At 26.1% G+C, this 23,353-nt stretch carries 21 protein-coding genes and 1 rRNA gene; 4 read left to right on the top strand and 18 right to left on the bottom strand.

Annotated features, from left to right (window positions below):
- Both CHF27_RS08910 and CHF27_RS08905 read right to left on the bottom strand, forming a co-directional pair.
- A 16S ribosomal RNA gene (locus CHF27_RS08910) occupies window positions 1-250 on the bottom strand; the annotation flags it as partial.
- Window positions 251-502: 252 nt separating this feature from the next.
- Window positions 503-940 (bottom strand): YaiI/YqxD family protein, encoded by a 438-nt coding sequence (locus CHF27_RS08905; RefSeq protein ID WP_095406855.1) that lies wholly within the window; start codon window positions 938-940, stop codon window positions 503-505.
- A 273-nt stretch (window positions 941-1,213) separates the two neighbouring features.
- On the opposite strand from CHF27_RS08905, the gene nhaA reads away from it, so the two are divergent.
- A complete protein-coding gene (nhaA, locus tag CHF27_RS08900) occupies window positions 1,214-2,404 on the top strand; it encodes a Na+/H+ antiporter NhaA (RefSeq protein ID WP_095406856.1) in 1,191 nt (396 codons plus the stop codon).
- Between the two features lie 95 nt (window positions 2,405-2,499).
- Here the strand turns inward: nhaA and CHF27_RS08895 are convergent, their stop codons facing one another.
- From CHF27_RS08895 to CHF27_RS08880, 4 genes are all read right to left on the bottom strand, one after another.
- A complete protein-coding gene (locus CHF27_RS08895; protein WP_330409780.1) occupies window positions 2,500-4,353 on the bottom strand; it encodes an ABC transporter ATP-binding protein in 1,854 nt (617 codons plus the stop codon).
- Entirely contained in the window at window positions 4,346-6,601 is a 2,256-nt protein-coding gene (locus CHF27_RS08890; protein ID WP_095406857.1) for an ABC transporter ATP-binding protein, read from the bottom strand. Before CHF27_RS08890 ends, CHF27_RS08895 begins: the two co-directional genes overlap by 8 nt.
- Before the next feature lie 49 nt (window positions 6,602-6,650).
- Complete coding sequence (locus CHF27_RS08885; protein WP_095406858.1) at window positions 6,651-7,082, bottom strand: MarR family transcriptional regulator; 432 nt, start codon at window positions 7,080-7,082, stop codon at window positions 6,651-6,653.
- A 302-nt stretch (window positions 7,083-7,384) separates the two neighbouring features.
- The gene (locus CHF27_RS08880; RefSeq protein WP_095406859.1) at window positions 7,385-7,573 is read right to left on the bottom strand and encodes an asparagine synthase; all 189 of its coding nucleotides are present in this window, start codon (window positions 7,571-7,573) and stop codon (window positions 7,385-7,387) included.
- A gap of 229 nt (window positions 7,574-7,802) precedes the next feature.
- Here CHF27_RS08880 and CHF27_RS08875 point away from each other — a divergent pair, with 229 nt between their 5' ends.
- Complete coding sequence (locus CHF27_RS08875) at window positions 7,803-8,222, top strand: flavodoxin (RefSeq protein WP_095406860.1); 420 nt, start codon at window positions 7,803-7,805, stop codon at window positions 8,220-8,222.
- 161 nt (window positions 8,223-8,383) lie between these two features.
- Here CHF27_RS08875 and CHF27_RS08870 read toward each other — a convergent pair whose 3' ends face one another.
- The 8 genes from CHF27_RS08870 to CHF27_RS08840 all read right to left on the bottom strand — a co-directional run bounded on the left by CHF27_RS08870 (window position 8,384) and on the right by CHF27_RS08840 (window position 16,285).
- Complete coding sequence (locus tag CHF27_RS08870) at window positions 8,384-9,208, bottom strand: 4Fe-4S binding protein (RefSeq protein WP_095406861.1); 825 nt, start codon at window positions 9,206-9,208, stop codon at window positions 8,384-8,386.
- A complete protein-coding gene (locus tag CHF27_RS14380; RefSeq protein WP_095406862.1) occupies window positions 9,201-9,338 on the bottom strand; it encodes a CD1871A family CXXC motif-containing protein in 138 nt (45 codons plus the stop codon). Before CHF27_RS14380 ends, CHF27_RS08870 begins: the two co-directional genes overlap by 8 nt.
- A gap of 28 nt (window positions 9,339-9,366) precedes the next feature.
- On the bottom strand, window positions 9,367-10,458 hold the full coding sequence (locus tag CHF27_RS08865; RefSeq protein ID WP_095406863.1) for a TlpA family protein disulfide reductase: 1,092 nt from the start codon (window positions 10,456-10,458) through the stop codon (window positions 9,367-9,369).
- 170 nt (window positions 10,459-10,628) lie between these two features.
- Complete coding sequence (locus tag CHF27_RS08860; protein WP_095406864.1) at window positions 10,629-13,019, bottom strand: cation-translocating P-type ATPase; 2,391 nt, start codon at window positions 13,017-13,019, stop codon at window positions 10,629-10,631.
- A gap of 164 nt (window positions 13,020-13,183) precedes the next feature.
- Complete coding sequence (locus tag CHF27_RS08855) at window positions 13,184-13,999, bottom strand: metal ABC transporter permease (protein WP_095406865.1); 816 nt, start codon at window positions 13,997-13,999, stop codon at window positions 13,184-13,186.
- 15 nt (window positions 14,000-14,014) lie between these two features.
- Window positions 14,015-14,737, bottom strand: coding sequence for a metal ABC transporter ATP-binding protein (locus tag CHF27_RS08850; protein WP_095406866.1), 723 nt, complete (start codon window positions 14,735-14,737; stop codon window positions 14,015-14,017).
- 9 nt (window positions 14,738-14,746) lie between these two features.
- The gene (locus tag CHF27_RS08845; RefSeq protein WP_095406867.1) at window positions 14,747-15,685 is read right to left on the bottom strand and encodes a metal ABC transporter solute-binding protein, Zn/Mn family; all 939 of its coding nucleotides are present in this window, start codon (window positions 15,683-15,685) and stop codon (window positions 14,747-14,749) included.
- A gap of 231 nt (window positions 15,686-15,916) precedes the next feature.
- Window positions 15,917-16,285 carry a C-GCAxxG-C-C family (seleno)protein gene (locus CHF27_RS08840; protein ID WP_095406868.1) on the bottom strand — a complete coding sequence of 123 codons (369 nt, stop codon included), beginning with the start codon at window positions 16,283-16,285 and terminating at the stop codon, window positions 15,917-15,919.
- 146 nt (window positions 16,286-16,431) lie between these two features.
- Here CHF27_RS08840 and CHF27_RS08835 point away from each other — a divergent pair, with 146 nt between their 5' ends.
- Window positions 16,432-17,097 carry a Crp/Fnr family transcriptional regulator gene (locus CHF27_RS08835; RefSeq protein WP_330409781.1) on the top strand — a complete coding sequence of 222 codons (666 nt, stop codon included), beginning with the start codon at window positions 16,432-16,434 and terminating at the stop codon, window positions 17,095-17,097.
- Between the two features lie 70 nt (window positions 17,098-17,167).
- Here CHF27_RS08835 and CHF27_RS08830 read toward each other — a convergent pair whose 3' ends face one another.
- The 3 genes from CHF27_RS08830 to CHF27_RS08820 all read right to left on the bottom strand — a co-directional run bounded on the left by CHF27_RS08830 (window position 17,168) and on the right by CHF27_RS08820 (window position 20,991).
- Window positions 17,168-18,916: a cell wall-binding repeat-containing protein gene (locus CHF27_RS08830; RefSeq protein ID WP_095406870.1), complete on the bottom strand. Its 1,749-nt coding sequence runs from the start codon at window positions 18,914-18,916 to the stop codon at window positions 17,168-17,170.
- Between the two features lie 239 nt (window positions 18,917-19,155).
- Window positions 19,156-20,550 carry a Na+/H+ antiporter NhaC family protein gene (locus tag CHF27_RS08825; protein ID WP_095406871.1) on the bottom strand — a complete coding sequence of 465 codons (1,395 nt, stop codon included), beginning with the start codon at window positions 20,548-20,550 and terminating at the stop codon, window positions 19,156-19,158.
- A gap of 228 nt (window positions 20,551-20,778) precedes the next feature.
- Window positions 20,779-20,991: a hypothetical protein gene (locus CHF27_RS08820; RefSeq protein ID WP_095406872.1), complete on the bottom strand. Its 213-nt coding sequence runs from the start codon at window positions 20,989-20,991 to the stop codon at window positions 20,779-20,781.
- A 500-nt stretch (window positions 20,992-21,491) separates the two neighbouring features.
- On the opposite strand from CHF27_RS08820, the gene rpsD reads away from it, so the two are divergent.
- Window positions 21,492-22,091: a 30S ribosomal protein S4 gene (gene rpsD / locus CHF27_RS08815; protein ID WP_095406873.1), complete on the top strand. Its 600-nt coding sequence runs from the start codon at window positions 21,492-21,494 to the stop codon at window positions 22,089-22,091.
- A gap of 71 nt (window positions 22,092-22,162) precedes the next feature.
- Here the strand turns inward: rpsD and CHF27_RS08810 are convergent, their stop codons facing one another.
- The gene (locus CHF27_RS08810) at window positions 22,163-23,326 is read right to left on the bottom strand and encodes a class I SAM-dependent methyltransferase (protein WP_095406874.1); all 1,164 of its coding nucleotides are present in this window, start codon (window positions 23,324-23,326) and stop codon (window positions 22,163-22,165) included.
- Window positions 23,327-23,353: the final 27 nt, after the last annotated feature.

The following is a 23,353-nucleotide window of genomic DNA, read 5'->3' as shown; positions in this document are numbered from 1 at the left end:
TTACCTTACCAACTAGCTAATCAGACGCGGGTCCATCCTGTACCGCTAAAGCTTTGGTGCTTCGAAGATGTCTTCATAGCACTTTATCTCGTATTAGCATACCTTTCGGTATGTTATCCGTGTGTACAGGGCAGGTTACCCACGCGTTACTCACCCGTCCGCCGCTCTTTCCCGAAGGAAATCGCTCGACTTGCATGTGTTAGGCACGCCGCCAGCGTTCATCCTGAGCCAGGATCAAACTCTCAAATAAAAGTTTTGATGGGCTCAGATACTGTTATATATCTGGCTTTGTTTGGTTGTTTCAAATTCTATAAATTAACCTACTGTTTAATTTTCAAAGTTCATTTTTTCTTGCTGTCCCTTTTCTTAAGGACAAGTAATACTTTATCACCTTTTTAAAATATGGTCAATACCTTTTTTAGATTTTTTTAATTTTAATATGAAATATATTTAATCTTCAACATTCTATATTTATATTATCTGTATATTTCATTTTTATATACTATTCTATATAATTAAAAATTTCTATTAGGTTTTCTTTAAATTTAATATCATTATCTACCTTTCTCTTCTTTGGTCCTTTTGTTCTTCCTCCTGATTTTCTTATCTGTTTTGATATATGCCTTGAAATTAATAATTGATCTATATTGTTATCATTATAAATCAATCCATTTTGATTTATAGCAAGTCCACCTTTAGATAATACCATAGAGGCTAATCCATAATCTTGAGTTACTACTACATCTCCTTTATTAACTTTGTTTAAAAGTGCAAAGTCTACAGAATCAATACCTTTTGATATAACTATAACTTCTACTCCTTCTTTTTTTATTAAATGTGATGTATCGCACATAATTATTACTTCTATATTAAATTTTTTAGCTACATCTATAGTTATATCTATTACAGGGCATCCATCTCCATCTATTAAAATTTTCATATTTTCTCCTTTTTATATACAAGATTGCATATATTAATATTTACAAATATATCACTTTCTTCTTACTTTTTTAATACTATTTTACTATTATTGTAAAATATAGGAAAGGTTAACCTAACAAAATTCATAAGTATATTTATACACTCCATGAATTTTGTAATTTTTTGTATTTTCATATATTGACAGTATTTAAAATACAGAGTACTATTTTTATTATAGTTAGAATTCAAAATTCAGCATGATTCATCTATAAAAAGACATAGGGGGACAAATATGAACTTATCATTTAAAAATTTACTAAAATCTGAGGTATTCACAGGGGTATTACTTGTATTAGCAACAATACTTTCTTTAATTATTGCAAACAGCTCTTTAAAAGAACATTATCATCATTTAATGTCCGGGATAACGTTTTTCAACACTTTTAATTTACATATGTTTATAAATGACTTTCTGATGGCTATATTCTTCTTATTAGTAGGTCTCGAAATAAAACATGAAATACTTTTCGGAAATTTATCAAGCTTTAAAAAAGCATCATTCCCTATATTATCTGCTTTTGGAGGCGTTATAGTTCCAGCAATCATTTTTACAATATTTAATTGTAATACAGAATTTGCTAGCGGTGTAGGTATTCCTATATCAACTGATATAGCTTTTGCTGTAGGAATTTTTATGATTTTAAAAAACAAAATAGATCCGTCTTTAAAAATATTTTTATTATCCTTGGCTGTAGTTGATGATTTAATTTCAATTCTAGTTATTGGTGTTTTATATTCTTCAAATATAAAATATGAATTTTTATTTATAGCCTTAGTATTAATGCTCCTTTTATTAGCTATGAATAAAATCTTTAAAGTAAATAAGATTTCCCCTTATATATTACTAGGATTAGTTCTATGGTATTTAATATATTCAAGCGGAGTTCATTCTACTATAAGCGGCGTATTATTAGCAATCATGATACCATCTCAAAAAAATAAAAATACAAAAGCATCAATGTTAGAAATATTAGAGCATAAATTAACTCCTATATGTAATTTAATAATTCTGCCTCTATTTGCACTTGTAAATACTGCTATCAACTTTAAAGTTGATATTGAATTTGCTTTAGTAGATACATTAATAATGGGAATAGTATTAGGATTATCTGTTGGTAAACCATTAGGAATAATGTTGTTTAGCTATATTGGTACAAAACTAAATATAACTGAAAAACCAGACAATACAAGTTGGTCATCTATATTTTGTGTATCAATACTTGCAGGAATAGGATTTACTATGGCTATATTCGTTTCTGAGATAGCTTTTGCAAACTATACCACAATTGTTAATATATCAAAAATATCTATATTAATAGCTTCTTTATTTTCAATAATATCAACTTATTTAATTGCAAACGTTTTTAATTTCATTAAAAATAATTATAATAAATCTCATTCTATAGATAATATAGCTTCATAAATTAAATATAAATATTATCAATAATTACTATATAAATAAAACTAAAAAAGCTGTTTCATTTTATTTTGAAACAGCTTTTTTAAATATCATTTATACTACATCTGTTTTTCAAACTGAGAATTATATAAATTAGAATAGAATCCATTCTTCGCTAATAATGTCTCATGATTTCCTTGCTCTATTATATCGCCTTCATTCATTACTAATATTAAATCAGCATCTCTTATAGTAGATAATCTATGCGCTATTATAAAACTAGTTCTTCCTTCCATTAGGTTATCCATAGCCTTTTGTATTAACACTTCTGTTCTTGTATCAACCGAACTAGTAGCTTCATCAAGTATTAATATTTTAGGGTCGGCTAATATAGCTCTTGCTATTGTTAATAATTGTTTTTGACCTTGAGATACATTACTTGCTTCTTCATTTAATTCCATATTGTATCCATTCGGTAAAGTTTTTATAAAATGATGTACGTGAGCAGCCTTAGCAGCTTCTACTACCTCTTCATCCGTTGCATTTAATTTACCATAACGTATATTTTCCTTTATACTTCCATTAAATAACCATGTATCTTGAAGTACCATTCCAAACATTTCTCTTAATTCACTACGATTAAAATCTTTAATATTATGACCATCTATTAATATTTGACCAGAATTAACATCATAAAATCTCATTAATAATTTTATTATAGTAGTTTTACCAGCTCCAGTCGGTCCAACTATTGCAACCTTTTGACCAGGTTTTATATTAGCTGTAAAGTCTTTTATTATTATTTTATCTGGATTATACCCAAACTTAACATTTTCAAAATCAACCTTACTTGATAATCCTTTTATTGAAACTGCATTTGGTACAATTTGATCCTCTTCTTCTTCATCTAAAAATTCAAATACTCTTTCAGATGCTGCTGCTATAGATTGTAATAAATTAGCAACTTGAGCAACTTGAGTTAATGGTTGAGTAAAGTTTCTTACATATTGTATAAATGACTGAATATCTCCAACCTCGATAGTTTTTCTAATTGCAAGCCATCCTCCAAGTATACAAACAACTACATAACCTAAATTACCAACAAACATCATAAGTGGTTGCATTATACCTGATAAAAATTGAGATTTCCATGCAGATCCATATAAATTATTATTTAATTCATCAAACTCTTTAATAGCATCTTCTTCTCCATTAAAGGCTTGAACTATATTATGCCCTCCATACAATTCCTCAACTTGACCATTTACATGACCTAAGAATTCTTGTTGAGATTTAAAATATTTTTGTGACTTTTTAACTATTAAGGATATTAATAACATTGAAATTGGTAATACAATTAATGTTACTAAAGTCATAATCCAACTTATCGACAACATCATTATTAATATACCTATAATAGTTGTTACTGATGTTATAACTTGTGTCATACTTTGATTTAAACTTTGAGTTAATGTATCTATATCATTTGTTATTCTAGACAAAACTTCTCCATGTGTTTTATTATCAAAGTATTTCATAGGCATTCTGTTTATTTTTTTAGAAAGCTCTGTTCGTAAATTATAACCTATCTTTTGTGAGATTCCACTCATTACATATCCTTGTATAAATGAAAATATAGCACTTATAATATATAATCCAATCAATATTAAAAGTATATTTTTTATAGCTTCAAAATCTATTCCCGCTCCAGTTCCTGAAACCTTATTCACTAATCCTTCAAATATCTTTGTAGTAGCTTTACCTAATACTTTTGGTCCTACTACAGAAAATGTAACACTTCCTATTGCAAATATTATAACCAAAATTATAGATAACTTAAATTCAGATAAGTAAGACATTAAGGTCTTCATAGTTCCTTTAAAGTCTTTTGCTTTTTCTCCGCCACCCATTGGTCCATGACCCATTGGGCCTCTGCCTACCATAGGTCCTTTTCTCATTTCTTGTTTACTCATCAGCTAACTCCTCCTTTGAAAGTTGTGATAAGGCTATTTGTTTATAAACTTCACAATTTTTAAGAAGTTCTTTATGATTTCCTATCCCAACTACTTCACCTTCATCTAAAACAACTATTTGTTCAGCATTTAAAATAGTGCTTATTCTTTGAGCTACTATTAAAACTGTACTTTCAGCTGTTTCTGATTTTAATGCCTTACGAAGAGTTGCATCAGTTTTAAAATCAAGGGCTGAAAAGCTATCATCAAATATATATACTTCTGGATTTTTTGCTATAGCTCTTGCTATAGAAAGTCTTTGTTTTTGCCCACCTGATACATTAGTACCACCTTGAGATATTTCAGTATCAAATTTATCTGGTTTAGAATTTATAAATTCAGTTGCTTGAGCTATTCTAGCCGCTTTTTCTATTTCATCATGACTAGCTTCTATATTCCCATATCTTAAATTTGAATCTATAGTTCCTGAGAATAACACTCCCCTTTGAGGTACATATCCTATTTTTTCTCTTAATTCATGCTTAGAAACATTTTTTATATTCGCTCCATCAATTAAAATTTCACCACCCGTAACATCAAAGAAACGAGGTATTAAATTTATAAGAGTAGATTTCCCACTTCCTGTGCTTCCTATAAATGCTGTTGTTTCTCCTGGCTTAGCAGTGAAAGTTATATTATTTAATATATTTTCTTCTGCATCAGGATATTTAAATGAAACATTCTTAAACTCAACAATTCCTTTTTTACTATTATCAAAGCTTTGTACTGATTTAGGATTTTTTACGCTAAGTTCTGTTTCTAAAATCTCATCAACACGATTAGCTGATACAACAGCTCTTGGAAGCATTACTGATACCATAGAAATCATTAAAAATGCCATTATTATTTGCATAGTATATTGAATGAATGCCATCATATCTCCAACTTGCATCATTCCTGAATCTACACCTTTCGCTCCATTCCATACTATAAGTACCGTAATACTATTCATCACAAACATCATACCTGGCATCATACATGCCATAACTCTATTAACAAAAATATTTGTTTTTGTTAAATCCTTATTAGCCTTTTCGAATCTAGCTTCTTCATGCCTTTCTGTACTAAATGCACGTATAACTGGAAGTCCTGTAAGCATCTCTCTTGCTACTAAATTTAATTTATCAACTAAACTTTGAACTATCTTAAATTTCGGCATTACTACAGCAAACATAAATATAACTAATACTAATATAGAAACTACTGCTACACCTATAATCCATGACATTGATGTATCTGTATTTAATACTTTAAGTACGCCTCCAACTCCAAGTATTGGTGCATAGAAAACTACTCTAAGTAAAATTACCATTAACATCTGAATTTGTTGAATATCATTTGTACTACGTGTTATTAGCGAAGCTGTAGAAAATTTAGTCATTTCAGCATTTGAAAATGACATGACTTTTTTAAATACTCCACTACGTAAATCTCTACCTAAAGTTGCTGCCACTCTAGACCCTAAGAATCCTACTAAAATTGTAGCTAACATACTTATTATTGTTATACCTAACATTTTAGCACCAGTTGTTAATATATAATTATTTTGAGTCTTTTCAGTATTTATTCCTATATTTTCATATTCAGCCTTAACATAAGATACTGCACTCTGACTAATTATACTTTCTGGCATATCATTAAATTTTTCTTCTATACTTTTAGTAATTTCATCTAACTGTTTACTTGGCATCTTTGATAATATATTAAAAAAATCATCATTTCCTTTTTGAGTCATTTGAGGAGGAAGATTCGATAATATTCCTTCCTTCATTTTTTTCGTTTCCTCATTATCTGAAGATATACCTGAAGCTATTAAAATTGGCTTTCCCATTATATTATTTAATTCTTCTATTTTTTCTTTATTATCAGTCGTTAATTTATAAAGAGATTCTTGATTTAACTTTGGATAAAGCTCTTTATATTTATTAAATTCTGATTTTGTAAAAGAATTTTTATCTAACAAATCATAATTATTCATTACTAAGTTTTTATCATTATCGTTCATAAACAAAATAATTTTGTCTAATTCACTTTTTCTAATTATTTTTGGAACAGCATTTTCTACTCCTCCTTGTTGTATACCTACATTTACTATTTTTGATGTATAGTCTGGTAAAGAGAGGTCACATACCGCTTGAATTACCAACAAACCTATTATGGCTATTATAGCTACAGTAGATTTTTTTAAATATTTTATTAATTTAAACATACTCTTCTCTCCTTCCTAAAGTTGATTTTCTCTTAATGTCTACCAATTTTTAATCCATACAAGATTTTAAATTATCTTTTATCTGAATTAATAATCTTCTTATTATTATTTTTTCTTCCACTGTGAAATTTTGAAGACATTCTTTTTCCATCTCTTCATTTATTTCATATAATTTTTTGCACTTCTCTCGACCTTTTTCTGTAATAAATATTCTTGAAGTTCTTTGATCATTTTCATCTTGTTTTCTTTCTATTAATTCAGTCTTTTCCATTCTCTTTATCATTACATTAATCGTTGATGGTTTTACTTTTAGTTTATCCGCTAACATTTTTTGACTTTGACCATTTTCTTTTTCTAATAATAAAAGTAACGGAGGTTGACCATGGTATAATCCCGTTTCCTCAAGTAATGAATGTGTTCTTAAAAAATGAACTCTCATTACTTGCATCAAAATACCATTTAAAGTTTCCTCACATTTCATATACACAACACTCCCTTTAATTAGTCGACTAATTATTATATTATAATATTTTTCTTATTAAATCAATAAAATATTATTTTTTATGTTTATGTTAATGAATTTAAATTAATTCCCTTTATTTTATGTATTTTATATATGTTAATTAGCCAACTAACTATATCTTTATTTTAATTATGTATGTAATTAATATAAAATCTAATTCTTCAATAATAATTTACTCAAACTAAAAATAGTTATTTCTAATTTAAATAAAACAATAAATTAAAATAACTATTTTTAATATTATAAATAAATATTTTTAACTATTCCTTAATAACATCTATTCCGCCAAGTGCAATATGTGCAACTCCTGCTCCAACTAAAAGAGCCCCCGCCATATTTTTATAATCATTTTTCTTAAAATGTCTTTTTTTATTTTGATTTGAATCTAAAGCTAACCCTGCTGCTGTAACTGCTGTACCTACTGCCATCGGTAAAATTCCTTTTTTCATAATTTTAAACCTCCTTGATGAAATTAACTTAAATATAGTTTATGTATTATATTAAATATTTATAATAAGTAAAATATCTTTGCTTAGTCATTTAAAACCATTTATTTAAATTTTAAATATTTCAAACTTATTGTAATTGTTTTATTTGATATTAATTATCATTTTTATTTACATTTCAATATCATTATGTTATTATTTAAGTAAATTAACAATAAGGGGGTAATTTTATATGAATAAAATTAATATAATTTATTGGAGTGGTTCAGGTAACACAGAAACAATGGCTGAATCTGTATACTCTACTTGTAAAGATAATGCTCATTCAAAACTATTAAGTGTTGATAAAGCTAGTATAGAAAATATAAACGAAGCAGACATTTTATTTTTAGGTTGTCCATCTATGGGCGATGAACAGCTTGAGGAAAGTGAAATGGAGCCTTTTATGGAAACTATCTCTTCATCTATAAAAGATAAAAAAATAATATTATTCGGATCTTATGGTTGGGGTGATGGTCAATGGATGAAAGATTGGGAAGAAAGAATCAAATCTCTAGGTGGAATATTAATTGAAGATAGTATCATTTCAAACTATGAACCATCTGAATCTGAAACAGATTTACTTAAATCTTTAGGTAAGAAATACGCTTAAAAATATTAATATCCTTGGGGATTATCTCAAAATAAAATTTTATGATTAACATATCGATTCGCCTGAGTATAATTTTGAGACACCCCATAGTTTTTAGGTTTCTAAATTTGTAATAAAAAATAGCAAAAACACGATATAAATATCGTGTTTTTTAATATATATTAAAATCCTTTTTTAATGCATTTTGTAGGACAAGCTTTTACGCACTCTCCACATCTTATACAATCTATAGTATTCGGTTTTTTATAAACTTCTATATTCATATTACATTTTCTTTGACAAGCCTTACATCCTGTACATTTTTCTTCATCCACTTTATATTTATAAAAACTAAATTTATTAAATACAGAATAAAATGCTCCAAGTGGACAAATGTATCTACAGAATGGTCGATAAACAAACATAGATAGTACTATAATAGCAATTAATATAAAAAGCTTCCATGCAAATAAAAATCCAATTGTTTGTCTTAATGATTCATTAAGTAATACTAATGGTATTCCGCCCTCTAATGTTCCTGCTGGGCATATAAACTCACAAAAATATGGTTTAGCCATACCAAATTCATTAGTTAAAAACATAGGTAATATTACTACAAATAATATTAAAATCACATATTTCAAGTATTTAAGCACATTATCTACTTTTTTATTTACATTTATTTTTTTTACTTTTACTTTATATAACAAATCTTGAATAAATCCAAATGGACATAGCCATCCACATATTAATCTTCCAAAAATAACTCCGAAAAATGACATTATTCCTAATACATAAAGAGAGATATTGTACTTCATACTACCTATAACAGCTTGTAATGATCCTATCGGACAAGATCCTAATGCTCCAGGACATGAATAACAGTTCAGTCCTGGAACACATAGTTTCTTAGTATCTCCTTTAAATATTCCTTTTTCAAAAAAACCTTTTAAATTAGCATTAGTAAGTATAGTAGCAATTAATTGAGTGAAATTTCTTTTATCCAATTCCTATACACTCCAAACATATATTAGTAGCCTTATTTAAAACTATTTTAACTTCATTTCTATATACTCCACCTACTATAAAACAAATGCTCATAAATAATACTATACCTCTTAATAATCTTACTTTCATAGAAATTCCCCTTTAATTAAAATCATTATTAAAGCTGACCTAAAACTTTTTCTATCTGTGCTTTGTATTCTTCTTTACTTGCCGTTCCTACTAATGCATTTCCAACTATCTTTCCATCTTTGTCTACAAATATTGTAGTTGGTGTTCCTTTTACATTTTCCATAATCCATTTACTTAAGTTTTTATCTGGAGTTATATTATCAAATTTAGCTTCTTTTTTATCTACTATCTCTTTTGCTAGTGCTTTATTTTCATCATCAGTTGCATCTGCTACTATACCAATAACATTAACATTGTTACTCTTAACTTCTTTTGATAATTTTTCTAGTTCTGGCATTTCATCTATACATGGCATACAGCTTGTTCCCCATATATTTATCATAGTAAGCTTATTTTCTTTAAATATAGAACTATCTATATCTTTACCTTTTAAAGTTTTTGATTTAAAACTAATAGTTCCTTTTAAAGACTCTTCTTTAGCCTTTTCTTCTTTCTTTTCAACAGGATTTTTCACTGGATCAAATGCTTTTATACTTTCTTTAAAAGTATTCATATTATCATAAATTGCTTTCATTTCTTTTTTACCGTTGTCAGATAAATTACTTTCATCTCCTTGTTCATTGTATAAAAGATAATATTCATAGTTATTTAATTCTCCTACTTTATCTTTCTTTTTATATTTTGAACACTCTTCATTGCTTAAAAAATCTTTTGCTTTATTTTTTTCTATTTTCACTATTGCACATATTTCTTTATTTCTTTGTGCATATTCTTTAATTAAATTTTCTTGTTCTTTTGAATCTGTTTTTCCATCATTTTGTATTGATTTTTCTTGAATTTTTTTAGACATTTCTCCTATATATTTTGCATCATCTGTACTCATAAAATTAAAAACCATTTTATTTGAATCTTCGACTATTGGTTCTATATTTTGCCAAGCTTTAGGTTTAACTAATTTTATTCCTAACTCTTCTAATGCCATTTCATCTTCATTTTTTTCCTGACTTGTACTTTGAGTTTGTGACTTAGTATTTTTAACTTCATTATTTTTACCCTTTGTACATCCACTTAATGATAATGTTGCTATTAAAAATCCTGCTATTAAAAATCTTTTTCTCATTTTATTTATCCCGCCTTTTATTATAATTTATAATTCTATAATACATTTTCTATATTAACAGTTAATAACATAAACCTTAAATATTCCTTAAATAAAGTAGATTTTTAACAACAAAAGAAATCTTAATTAAATTTAACTAAGATTTCTTTTATAAAATTTATATTTATAAATTATTTTATTATAATTCTTTTATCTATAACAAATGCTATTTTTCTTATTATCCAAGTTATTACTAACATTAAAGGATAAGTTAGTATAATAAATACAAGTAATAATAAAATTTCTCTTATACTTACATGATGAATCATAAATACCTTTCCTAAAAATATAATAGATATTAAAAATAATATAATCATACTTCCTATTAATATGATCCTTTTATAATTAAACGGTTTTGAAATTCTAAATAAAATTAAAAATCCAGTATATCCAGTTAATATCGTAGCTAAAGTAGATATATCACTTGTGCTTAAATTCATCCTATTTGAAATACTCATTATTCCTACTATGTTTATTACTATAGTAATTGCTCCTATTAAAGCATTTCCTATTACATTTTTTATGAAATTTCCTTTTACTATATTTGTATTCGATTCCAAGGCGAAAAAGAAAGATGGTATCCCTATTGTCAATCCACTTATAAGTGTCAGTTGAATCGGTACAAATGGATATGGATTTTTAAAAAATAAAACCAATATAGATAGTAATAATGAATATATTGTCTTTACTAAAAATAAAGATGCGGTTCTTTGTATATTATTAATTACTCTCCTTCCTTCCATAACAACCTTAGGCATATATTTAAAGTTTGAATCCATTAAAACCAATTGAGATATATGACAAGCTGCATCACTTCCTGATGCCATTGCAATACTACAATCTGCATCTTTAAGTGCTAGAACATCATTAACTCCATCGCCTATCATAGCAACAGTATATCCTATATTTTGAAATTCTTTGATTATTTCTTGTTTTTGATTTGGTGTAACCCTTCCAAATATAGTATAGTTTTTTATTATCTCTTGAATTTTATCTTTTGATGTTATCGATGAAACATCTAAATATTTGTCTGCATCTGAAATTCCAGCTCTTTTTGCAATTTCACAAACTGTAACTGGATTGTCTCCTGATATAACTTTTATATTCACTCCTTGTTTATCAAAAAATTCAAATGTTTCATTTACATTATCTCTAATTTTATCTTCCAATATTATAAGTGAAATTATTTCTACATCTTTGTCTATTATGTCTGTATTAAGCTCTCCATTATACTTTACAAGTAAAAGTACCCTGTCTCCCTTTAAAGAATATTCTTCTACTTGAGACTTTATTTTTTCATAACTACTGTTTAAGACAAACTCAGGTGCTCCAATAATATAAGTTCCTTGTTCATTAAATGATACTCCACTCCACTTTCTAACTGATGAAAAAGGCACCTTTTTTGAGACATTCCATTTTGATTCTTCTTTAAAATGCTCTTTTAATGCATTAAAAGTTGAATTATCATCATTTAGTGCTTGAGTAAACTCACTAATTATTTTTGAAATTTTATTCTCATCGTAATTTGAGTTATTCAAAGATGCTATATCTTTTACTTTCATTTTACCTTCTGTTATTGTGCCTGTCTTATCTATACATATCATATCAACTCGAGCAAGAGTTTCAATACAATATAATTCTTGCACAAGAGTCTTACTTTTCCCTAATCGTACAACTGATACTGCTAAGGCTATGCTCGTAAGAAGATATAATCCTTCTGGAATCATTCCTATAACAGCTGCTACTGTTGTAACTAGAGATATTTCAAATCTACTGTTTAAAATATAAAATTGTTTTATAAAAAGAATCATTCCTAAGGGAATAATAATTACAGCAATTACTTTAATTATTTTATCTAAAGAATTCATTATTTGAGAATTTACTCTTTTTTTCTTTTTTGCATTTTGTGTAATTTTAGATGCATAACAATCTAATCCTACTTTTTCTGTTCTTACACGACACTCTCCTGAAATAATAAAGCTTCCGGACAATAAAGTTTCATCTAATTTTTTTAATATCGCATCTGGTTCTCCTGTCAAAAGTGATTCATTTACTTCTACTTCACCACTTACAATGATAGAATCCACACAGACTTGGTCTCCTGATTTTAGAATTATAATATCATCTAATACTACTTCATCTAAATTGACTTGTTTTTTACTAGAATCACGAATCACATTAGCATAAGATGCTGAAAGTAACGAAAGCTTATCTATCGTTTTTTTTGCTCTAATTTCTTGTACTATACCTATAATTAAATTAGATATTACAACCCCCATAAACAGTGCATTTCTATATGAACCTACTAAGATAATAAGAGTTGCTAATGCAAAATTTAAAAAGTTAAAAAATGTAAATACATTACTTGTTATTATTTCTCCTATAGTCTTTGATGGCTTGTCTATATTTATATTACAAAGACCTTCTTTTATTCTATCTTGAACTTGCTCTTTTAAAAGACCCTTCTGAGGATTCGGATTAAATCTTTTTATATTAATTTTTTCTTTTTTATCCTTACCCATAATATATCCTTTCTTTTATTTTTTTCATAAAATAATATTTTTCAAACTAAAAAACAACTTTATATAATATTATTTCTATATTTACATAATCCTATCCTTATCTCTAAATTTATATAGATATAAAAAAGCTGCCTCTAAATATAATAATTTTGAGACAGCTTTTTTTAAATTTCAAATTTTACTCTTCTAATAAATTTATTTAATACACTAACTATAATTAATTGTATCACGCTTACTATAACAATAATCCCTCCTGGAGCTAAATCCATATAAAAAGATAAAATCACCCCACTAAGTATTGCTATTTCTCCAAATAATATAGAATAAAATAATGCACTTTTAAAACTTTTAGCTATTTTTAAGCTTGTTGCTACAGGTATTGCTATTAATGAAGATACTAATAATACTCCTACTATTCTCAATGTCATAGTTATACTTGCTGCTACTAAAATCATAAAAATTGTATTTATAAACTTAACTGGTATTTTAGATAATTTTGCTCCTTCTTCATCAAAAGTTATGTATACGAGTTCTTTAAAAAATAATTTTATAAAAGTTATTATTATTATTGATGTAATAATTATAATAATAACATCTTCCTTTGTAACTGTAGCTATACTACCATACATAAAAGAAAACAAATCAAAGTTCACATTTGACATACTCATTAGTATTCCGGAAATACCTACACCTAGTGCCATTATTATTGATATTGATAAATCTGCATATTCTTTTAAATTCACCCTTAATTTATCAATTATTACAGCCGCTATACTTGATGCAATTAAAGACCCAATTATAGGATTTCCATTAAATATTGTTGCTGTAGCTATTCCTGATAATGCAATATGTGATAAACTATCTCCTATTAAAGATAGTCTTTTAAGAACTACAAACATCCCCATAAGAGGGCATATCAGTCCAACTATAGAAGCTGCTATAATTGATCTTATCATAAAATCATATTGAAAAATATCCATATTTCCCCCTCCTTTTTACATGTCAAAAAGGTCTATTAGTATGTCATTATTTATATCATCCTTAGTATTTTTCATTACTTTAACTTTCTTATCCTTTATAAAAGCTATCTTTTTTACTTCCTTCTTAACTATGAATAAATCATGAGAAACTATTATTATAGTAAGACCTAATTTACTATTTAATTTATTTAAAATTTCATAAAATTCCTTTTGACCATTTACATCTATACCTACTGTTGGCTCATCTAAAATTAATATTTTAGGAGATTTAATTAAAGCTCTTGCAATAAATACTTTTTGTTGTTGTCCACCAGATAAACTCCCTATTAACCTATCTTTATATTCATAAAGCCCTACTAATTTTAAAACTTTATATACTTCATCAAGATGATGTTTTTTAATATGCTTAAATAAGCCTATTTTAGAAGACAAGTTCATAGAAACAACTTCTGTTACCGTAGCTGGAAATGAAGATGTGAATGAATTTGATTTTTGGTTAACATATCCTATTTTTTCCCATTTATTGAAATTTTTTATATCATTACCTAAAAGTTCAATATTTCCCTTTATTGGACTAACCTGATTTATTATTAATTTTAACATAGTACTTTTACCTGCACCATTTGGACCTACAATACCAATATAATCACCTTGTTCTATATTAAAGTTTATTTCTTCAAGTATTGTTTTATCTTCATATCCAAAACTTACATTTTTAAACTTTATAACCTTATCCATAATATCTACCTACTTTAAAACTAATTTTAATGTTTCTAAATTTTTTTCCATTAAAGATATATATCCTTCATTATTATCAAAGTCTTGCTTTGTTAATCCATCTATTGAATATAATACTTTTGTTTTTATTTTTGCTTCACTCGCTATAGTTTTTGCTACCTTTGGATTTACTAGCCCATCTAATAATACATAATTTAGATTTTTATCTTTTGCAAAGTTTGTAAGTTCTATAATTTTATTAATAGATGGCTCTTGATTTGGACTTATTCCTGTTATAGATATTTGATTTATTCCATATTGTTCACATAAATATCCATATGCATCATGTGATACTAACATGTTTTTATTCTTTATACTTGATAAACCTTCATCATATTTACTTTTTAAATTTTTCAACTTATTTGTATACTCGTTATAATTTCTTTCGTAAAAATCTTTATTGTTTTTATCTGCCTCTATTAATGCCTTCTTTATATTTTCACATTCCTTTATTGCTAAATCTACATTTAACCAAACATGAGGATCGTATTCTCCATGATTATGTACATCTTCATGCTTTAATTCATTGTCATGCTCTTTTTCATATGCTGTAGGTTTAATACCTTCTGTAGCAACTACAATCTTTAAATTTTTAGATTCACTTTTAATTTTATCAGCAAAACCATCTATACCTAATCCATTCTTTATAAGTAAATTTGCATTTTGTATATCTTTCATATTTTTTGCCGTTATCTCGAAATCATGCGGTTCCCCTCCTGGTGGTACAATATAGTTAACATCAATTTTATCTTGTCCTATATTTCTAGTAAAATCATATATAGGAAATATAGTTGTATAAACTTTAATCTTTTTATTTTCTTGAGTTTTATTTATTTTATTTTCTTTAGAACATCCCATAACCCCTATACCTACTAATATACTCAATATAGATATATACCATTTTTTCATAGTAAATTCTCCTCCTTAATATCTATGTTTTATTTATTGTATAAATCTAATTTAAAATATAATTATAAAATAGATTCATTTTAATTGATAATTAATATCATTGTATATTATAACTCTTTTACACACCTTAGTGTCAATATATTTATTAAATAAAGATACTTATTTCAAATTTTATGCTAAAAAATAAGCTAAAATACTTATTTAGAATAAGTATTTTAGCTTATCTCAAGACTACTTTTCACTTTCTAGCAATTCATTTAATGCATCATACGTAAAATTGATTATTTCATCACAGCCAACTTTATTTCTTTTTAAATTTAAACATATCTCTGAATTGTATTTTTCTCTTACTTTATTCATTAATTCTTTTGTATACTTTCTAGCTTCATTTTGCTCTAGCTTATCATTTCTACCTTTTATAAATCCTATTATAATAGCTGCAGCATTTACAGCTCCACATACACTACCTACTGTCATTCCAACTCCCAAACCACTTCCTAAAGAAACTGGTATATTAGTTTTATGTTCTTCGTTATATGATTTTATTAAAGCTTCTGCACACGTATATCCTTCACTATGGTAAATAGATGGTCTAGTCATATTAAAGCCTCCTTCATTCTCTCTAATTTATTTTTTATCATTAGGTTCTTATATATACTATTATTTTTTTTAAGTTTTTTCTGTGACTTTATCACTAAAATATATTAAAATTTAAATATAAAACTTAAATAAATATGAGGTGATACATTATAAATAAAAATAAAATTAATTATTTAAAAAATAATCTTCCATTTTTTAAAGATTTATCATCAGAAGAATTAAATAACCTAATTCTTATTAGTTATCTAAAAAAATATTCTAAGGGTGAATTAATTCATTCAAAAAATTCTAACTGCACAGGAGTTATCTTAGTAATAAATGGTCAACTTAGAAGCTTTCTCGATTCCTCATCAGGAAAAGAAATAACTATGTTTCGATTAATAGATAGAGATATTTGTCTTTTATCTGCATCCTGTGTTTTTAAAAATTTGACTTATGATATAAGTCTTGAAGCTGAAAAAGATTCCTTAGTTTTAATAATTGAAGGAGCGTACTTAAAAAAATTATCTGAGTCAAATAGCCATGTTCAAAAATTTTTATTTGATTTAACTCAAGATAAGCTATCAGAAGTCATGTGGATAATTGAACAAATAGTATTTTTAAACTTCGATCGTAGACTTGCTAATTTTCTTTTAAATCAAAGTTATCTAGAAAATTCTACTACGCTTAAAATCACTCATGATGCAATTGCTAATCATTTAGGTTCTGCTCGTGAAGTAGTTAGTCGTATGCTTAAGAGATTCGAAAATGAAGGGCTTATTAAGATGTCTAGAGGTACTATTGAAATCATTAATTTAGAAAAATTAAAATAAAAAAAAGAGTGAATCAAAATAATTCTTTATTTAAAAGATAAATTTTTGATCACTCTTTTTTATTTATATATTATTTTGCTGCACTTACACATTGTTGTAATACAGTTTTATCTATTCCACCTATTTCTATAAACTTACTAGCTCCTTTTAATATACTCTTATCACTGTTATTCTGTACTAATACCATCGGCTTATCTTTTGCTAATGGTGAAGCTGTTAATGAATCTACTAACTGATATCCTTTTGCTAAATAAACTTCATCTATATCATCATAAAAATATTGTATAACCTTTTTATTTGTTTCAAATCTATCTATTCCTCCCAATCTAGTTGAATTGGTTTCATTTAATAAATTTTGGCTCATAACTGACGTTGATCCTATAACATAATTTTTCGTATTAGAAGGTTTAAATGTTGTATTATTTCCATTAGTAAGTATTATTGGATTACCTTGCTTATTTGCTACTGGTGAGATACTCATAGCATCTGCTTCTCCCTTATATCCATTTGCAAAAAATACTTTGTCTATTGTTTTAATACTAGATATTTCTTTTGCTACTATATAACTAGTTTCAAATCTATCTGCTCCTCCTAGTCGTTTTACTTCTATTCCTTTTGATTGTAATTCTTTTTCTACTTTAGTACTGATTACATTTGTACTACCTATTATATATACTTTAGTTACTCCATTTATTCTTTTATATGTTTCTGATGGTATTGAATCTTTTTGAGTAAGTAAAATTGGTGCATTTACTGCTCCAGATAATCCACTTGCACTTAATCCATCAGCTAATGAGTTTGTAGAATTCACAAGTATAACTTTATTATAAGTTTGCTTATCAGCAATTAATCCTGCCGTTTCATATCTATCTTTACCCTTTATAGATTGTATATCTATTTTCGTTGTGTCTTCTACATAATCCATACCATTAATATATGAATACTTAGTACTGTTACATGCATCGTAATTACTTCTTATCCAAGTATGATCTTTTTCTATTTGACTATCAGTAATATTAAAATAGTTATAAGAAACTGTATCTTTTATATCGATTTCATTTACAATTGGATCATCCCAAGTTACATCTACATGATATTTTTCATTATCTATAGTTACCATATTCCAAACATGATTCATTTCTTCTGAATCAACTCTTATACACTCTATTCCAATTTTATTTAAAAACAACTGAAAAGCTTTAGAGTATCCATCACAAACTGCCACGTTTTCTATTAACGTTCCATATACATTATGAGAATCAATAGGTATATTACTTCGTTGATCATATTCCGTATTTAACACTAGATAGTCATGTATAGCCAGTTCTTTTTCTAAATCACTCATATTAGAATTTATAACATTATTAAGAATATATTGTATCTTATTATCTAACGTACTCTTCATACTTAATATATTTGCTTTTGGATAAGCATATGAAAATTCTAATTTAAGTATTGTGTCATTTCCACTATATCTAATTTGATTAGTCATATAGAAAATTTGAGGATTTTCCTCTAATACCTGTGCATATATATTTGCTGCATCATCACCTGTTGAAAATGTAAAATATTTAGACAAATCTATACTATCTTCTAAATTAATAATCGCTTGATATATTTTGTTATAAATTTCATCGTTATTTCGTGTATTTAAAGTTGTTGTAACTTCTTTTTCACTATTTCTTAATTCTCCTACATTAACTACTTTACTTTTTTTGTAATAAGTGTCAGCATAAGTCGTATTACTTTCTCCAAGCATGGCAATACCTATAACTAATATCAGAGATATTTTACTAATATTTTTTAATACTGATTTCATCTGTTTCCCCCTTTATTGTTTTTTGCTTTTGATAAAATATTATATCATATTAAAATTCATAATTATATTTATATTTATACGGATATAATCATAAATTTTTCATACTAAAAATAAAAAAATAACTCTTAACTTAAATAAAATAAGTTAAGAATTATTTTTTATCACATATCCTGCTTTTTTTCATTAAATGTTATGTATGTAATATTCAATCCATTAATAGTCTATCTTAAAATAAATATTTATACTTCTTTTACAGATTCTATTTTTTGTTGTTTTTTATAATTACCTGTATTTATAAATGCAAACACAATCGTAACTATTGGAGCAACAAAGCAAAGTAAAGCAAATCTAAAGTATTCTGTACATGAAATTCCAGTAACTAAATTTACTATTAAGGCATTTATATTCCACGGTATAATTGGAGCAATTATAGTGCCTGTATCTGATATAGTTCTAGCCAATATGCTCTTATTTACTCCAAGCTTTTTGTATTTTTCCTTTAATAACTTTGACGGTAATACTATTCCCATAGTCTGGTCACAAGTTATAACGGTCAATATACTACTAATTACTCCTGTTTTTAATATTAAATCTTTTCTGCTTGTGATTTTTTGTATTATATCTTTAGTTAAATAACTTATAATTCCAGTACCTTGTAATATAGATGTTAAAGCTATTGCTCCAATCACAATAAATATTACAGATACCATAGATATCATTCCACCACTAATTAAAGTTTCATTTACTATTGTCGATGTTGAATTTGCATTAAATCCAAATATAATATATTTTAAAAGTGATAATACTTTTATTTTTTGAAAAAAGCAAGTAACTATACTTCCTACTATTATGCCTGAAAACATACAATAAGATGATTTAATGCCTATTATAGATAATATTATTATTACTATCGGTAAAAAAAGTAGATATGGAGATATAAAGAATTCTTTTCCCATTGCATTCTTTAATTCTAAAATACTATTTATTCCTACTGAATCCTCATATTTTATTCCAATAATATAATATATAATCGCACAAATTATCATTGTTGGAATCATAGTATATATAGCTGATTTTATAGCTTCCTTATAATTTATTTCTGTTGTTGCAAGAGTTAAATTTAAAAGTCCTGATATCGGAGATATTTTATCAGCTAAAAAAGCACCTGATACTATTACTCCTACTAGTATGTTCATTGGTATTCCAAATCCTTTTCCTATTCCAAGTATAGCCACACCTATCGTACTTATCGTTCCAACTGCTGTTCCCATAAAAATCGCACTTATAGAAATTAACATAAATGAAGCAAATAAAAAATTTACTCCTTGCATATATTCTAATCCATAATATATCATCGTTGGCACAACTCCAGATGATAGCCATACAGATACCGTAGCACCTATTAGTAATATTATCAAATATAAACTGCTACACTCTTTCACTCCTTCATATGCCATAGATTTAATTTCTTTTAGCTTAAATCCACTTTTTAAAGACACTATTGTAGTGTAGATTATTCCTACTACAAATGCATAAATTAAAGATATATCTTTAATTACACAAATAACAATAGATAAAATACACAAACACAAAATCTCATATATTTTTTTCTTATTTATCTTGCAATCATTCATAAAGTTCCCCCATTTTAATATTGTTAGAATTCTACTATATATTTTATTTAAATTTACCCTTGTATAATTTAGATTAGATATAAAATCGGTAATCGTCAACAACTTTAATATTAATTATATATAAATCAACTAATTTATATCTCTGTATTTTTCTATTTTATTTTTTATAGAATTAAAATAACCCATCTAAAAATAAATTATTATACTTTTAAACGGGTTATCTTTAAATTATTTAATTTTATTTACTCCTTCAGATTGATAATGATCATTTATTTTATTTCTTATATTCGGTCCTGCTCCAGCTTTATTTTCTAAATGCTTATTTCCATTTGCATCTATTTCTAATACCTCTGATTTATCTGTATTAGTATTTTCACTTTCACTGTATAAAAATTGCTTTACTAAATTATTTGTATCTCCTGAAGATGAATTATCCTTCATTTTTTAATCACCTCTTAATTAAATATTATATTTTTATTATATAAATATACTTCCCATTCAAATAATATCTATGAGTTAGTTATAAAATATTATTTTGATAATGAATTTCATTTACATTTATTCAAAATTATGTTATATTATATTTAAAGTTAGAATTAAGGCAAATAATTTAACCTAATTTTAATATATTCAAAATAATATAAAACCACTTTACACCACGAAAATATAATATTTTTCAAAGGATATATTATTTAAATTAAATTTTATTATTGATGCTCTTATTCTTGCCATTAGTTAACGCAACTTTATGATAATAAAGATGTTTGTTAATTTTAAATTACACTCAATTTTACATAAAAATCACGATAAAGTTGTCATATCGTGATTTTTTATTTTTTTGATAATGAATTTCATTTACATTTATTTTTTTTTATGATATATTATTTTTAGGCTTTAAATTATCGCGGCAATTTCTAAAGATTTTTAAGGAGATGATAATTATGGCAAAAATGATGGGACCTAGATTTAAAAAATGTAGAAGATTAGGATTAAATGTATGTGGACATCCAAAAGCAATGGATAGAGCTGCTAAAGGGATTGCTCGAGATGAAAAAAAACTATCCCCTTATGGGACTCAGTTATTAGAAAAACAAAGATTAAAAGCATATTACGGAGTACTAGAAAAGCAATTTGCTAATTACGTTAAGAAGGCAACTAAATCTAAATCTTCAACAGGGACTGCTTTAGTAGAGATGCTAGAGTGTAGATTAGATAATTTAGTTTATAGGTTAGGTTTTGCTTCATCTATAAGACAAGCTCGTCAAATGGTAGTACATGGGCATATTTTAGTTGATAATAAAAAAGTAGATATTCCTTCTTACAATGTTTCAATAGGTGAGGTAATTTCATTAAGAGAAAAATCTCAACAAAATAAATTATTTAAAGAAAACTTTATTGTTAATACAACTAGTACTTACCCTTATTTAGAAAAAAATATAACAAATTTATCAGGCTCTCTTATAAGACAACCTGAAAGATTTGAAGTTCCAATCGAAATTGATGATATTTTAGTTGTTGAATTCTATTCAAAACTTAAATAAAAAATTTCTAAAAAAAATAGAAATGCCTATGATAAATTATCTGGCATTTCTATTTTTTTATAATATTTTAATTAGATTAAATTATCTTTTTTTAATAAATTATATAGAGTTGGATTAAAGTCAAATTCATTAATTAAATTATTAGCCTCATTTAAAGACTTTTCCCTTTTATCACTAGATATATTAGATTTTGATGCTCTAATTAGTATATTCTTAGGAGAATGAGCTATATCTATAAATTCTAAAAGTTGAGTCTTATATCCTACACTCTCTAATAGATTAGCTCTCACAGCATCAGTCATAAGAGCTGCTACTCTTTCTTTTATAATTCCATACTTAGTTAATATAGATAAAGATTCAGATGTCATCTGATGATTAAACTCATGTTGACAACAAGGTACTGAAAATATCATTTTACTGTTCCATTTAATTGCATTATACAAAGCATAATCCGTTGCTGTATCGCAAGCATGTAATGTAATTACCATATCAACCTTATTGTTATATTTAAATCCATTTATATCTCCAAGTTCAAAATGTAAATTTTCATAATTATATCTTTTAGCTATCTCATTACATTTTTTAATGACATCTTCCTTTAAGTCTAATCCTATCATTTTTACATTTATTTTTTTTATTTCTACAAAATAATAATATAATACAAATGTTAAATAAGATTTTCCACAACCAAAATCTAAAATAGTAAGTTCTTTAAAATCATTTTTCTTAATCTCATCATCAATAATTTCTACAAATCTATTAATTTGCTTGTATTTATCATACTTAGAGTTAACTACTTTGCCTTCTTTTGTAAATACTCCCAAATCAATAAGAGGCTGAATTAACATTCCTTCTTTAAGTATGTAATTTTTTTCCTTGTTATGTTCTTTGTTAACAAGTTTTATATTGTCATCTTTCTTTTTACCTAAAAAGACTTTCCCTTTTTTAGATACTTTTAAGTCAAATGTAGTCGTATTCGACCATGCTGATGCTTGTTTATAGTCAGAATACATAAATTCTAATATTTTTTCACCCAAAGCATCTTCTTCAATATTTTCATGAAAAACCTGCTTATCAGTATATTTTTCTATTTGATAATATTGATTGCTATTTTTTTCTTTTAAAAGAAATACTATTTTATTGTATTCTATTTCTTTATTCTTTTTATTACTAATAACTACTTTTATAATATCTTGTTGCACTATTTCATTAATTGCTTTTTTTAAATCTTCCATTTAGACACACCTTATCATTTATTTTTG

The sequence above is a fragment of the Romboutsia maritimum genome, assembly GCF_002251085.2.
Taxonomy (GTDB): Bacteria; Bacillota; Clostridia; order Peptostreptococcales; family Peptostreptococcaceae; genus Romboutsia_B; species Romboutsia_B maritimum.
This window is presented reverse-complemented; position numbering and strand designations above follow the sequence as displayed.

Bases quoted from the DNA above. Each gene is read 5' to 3' on its own strand.
- CHF27_RS08905 (WP_095406855.1), bottom strand. From the start codon at position 940: ATGAAAATTTTAATAGATGGAGATGGATGCCCTGTAATAGATATAACT.
- nhaA (WP_095406856.1), top strand. From the start codon at position 1,214: ATGAACTTATCATTTAAAAATTTACTAAAATCTGAGGTATTCACAGGG.
- CHF27_RS08895 (WP_330409780.1), bottom strand. From the start codon at position 4,353: ATGAGTAAACAAGAAATGAGAAAAGGACCTATGGTAGGCAGAGGCCCA.
- CHF27_RS08890 (WP_095406857.1), bottom strand. From the start codon at position 6,601: ATGTTTAAATTAATAAAATATTTAAAAAAATCTACTGTAGCTATAATA.
- CHF27_RS08885 (WP_095406858.1), bottom strand. From the start codon at position 7,082: ATGAAATGTGAGGAAACTTTAAATGGTATTTTGATGCAAGTAATGAGA.
- CHF27_RS08880 (WP_095406859.1), bottom strand. From the start codon at position 7,573: ATGAAAAAAGGAATTTTACCGATGGCAGTAGGTACAGCAGTTACAGCA.
- CHF27_RS08875 (WP_095406860.1), top strand. From the start codon at position 7,803: ATGAATAAAATTAATATAATTTATTGGAGTGGTTCAGGTAACACAGAA.
- CHF27_RS14380 (WP_095406862.1), bottom strand. From the start codon at position 9,338: ATGAAAGTAAGATTATTAAGAGGTATAGTATTATTTATGAGCATTTGT.
- CHF27_RS08865 (WP_095406863.1), bottom strand. From the start codon at position 10,458: ATGAGAAAAAGATTTTTAATAGCAGGATTTTTAATAGCAACATTATCA.
- CHF27_RS08860 (WP_095406864.1), bottom strand. From the start codon at position 13,019: ATGGGTAAGGATAAAAAAGAAAAAATTAATATAAAAAGATTTAATCCG.
- CHF27_RS08855 (WP_095406865.1), bottom strand. From the start codon at position 13,999: ATGGATATTTTTCAATATGATTTTATGATAAGATCAATTATAGCAGCT.
- CHF27_RS08850 (WP_095406866.1), bottom strand. From the start codon at position 14,737: ATGGATAAGGTTATAAAGTTTAAAAATGTAAGTTTTGGATATGAAGAT.
- CHF27_RS08845 (WP_095406867.1), bottom strand. From the start codon at position 15,685: ATGAAAAAATGGTATATATCTATATTGAGTATATTAGTAGGTATAGGG.
- CHF27_RS08840 (WP_095406868.1), bottom strand. From the start codon at position 16,285: ATGACTAGACCATCTATTTACCATAGTGAAGGATATACGTGTGCAGAA.
- CHF27_RS08830 (WP_095406870.1), bottom strand. From the start codon at position 18,916: ATGAAATCAGTATTAAAAAATATTAGTAAAATATCTCTGATATTAGTT.
- CHF27_RS08825 (WP_095406871.1), bottom strand. From the start codon at position 20,550: ATGAATGATTGCAAGATAAATAAGAAAAAAATATATGAGATTTTGTGT.
- CHF27_RS08820 (WP_095406872.1), bottom strand. From the start codon at position 20,991: ATGAAGGATAATTCATCTTCAGGAGATACAAATAATTTAGTAAAGCAA.
- rpsD (WP_095406873.1), top strand. From the start codon at position 21,492: ATGGCAAAAATGATGGGACCTAGATTTAAAAAATGTAGAAGATTAGGA.
- CHF27_RS08810 (WP_095406874.1), bottom strand. From the start codon at position 23,326: ATGGAAGATTTAAAAAAAGCAATTAATGAAATAGTGCAACAAGATATT.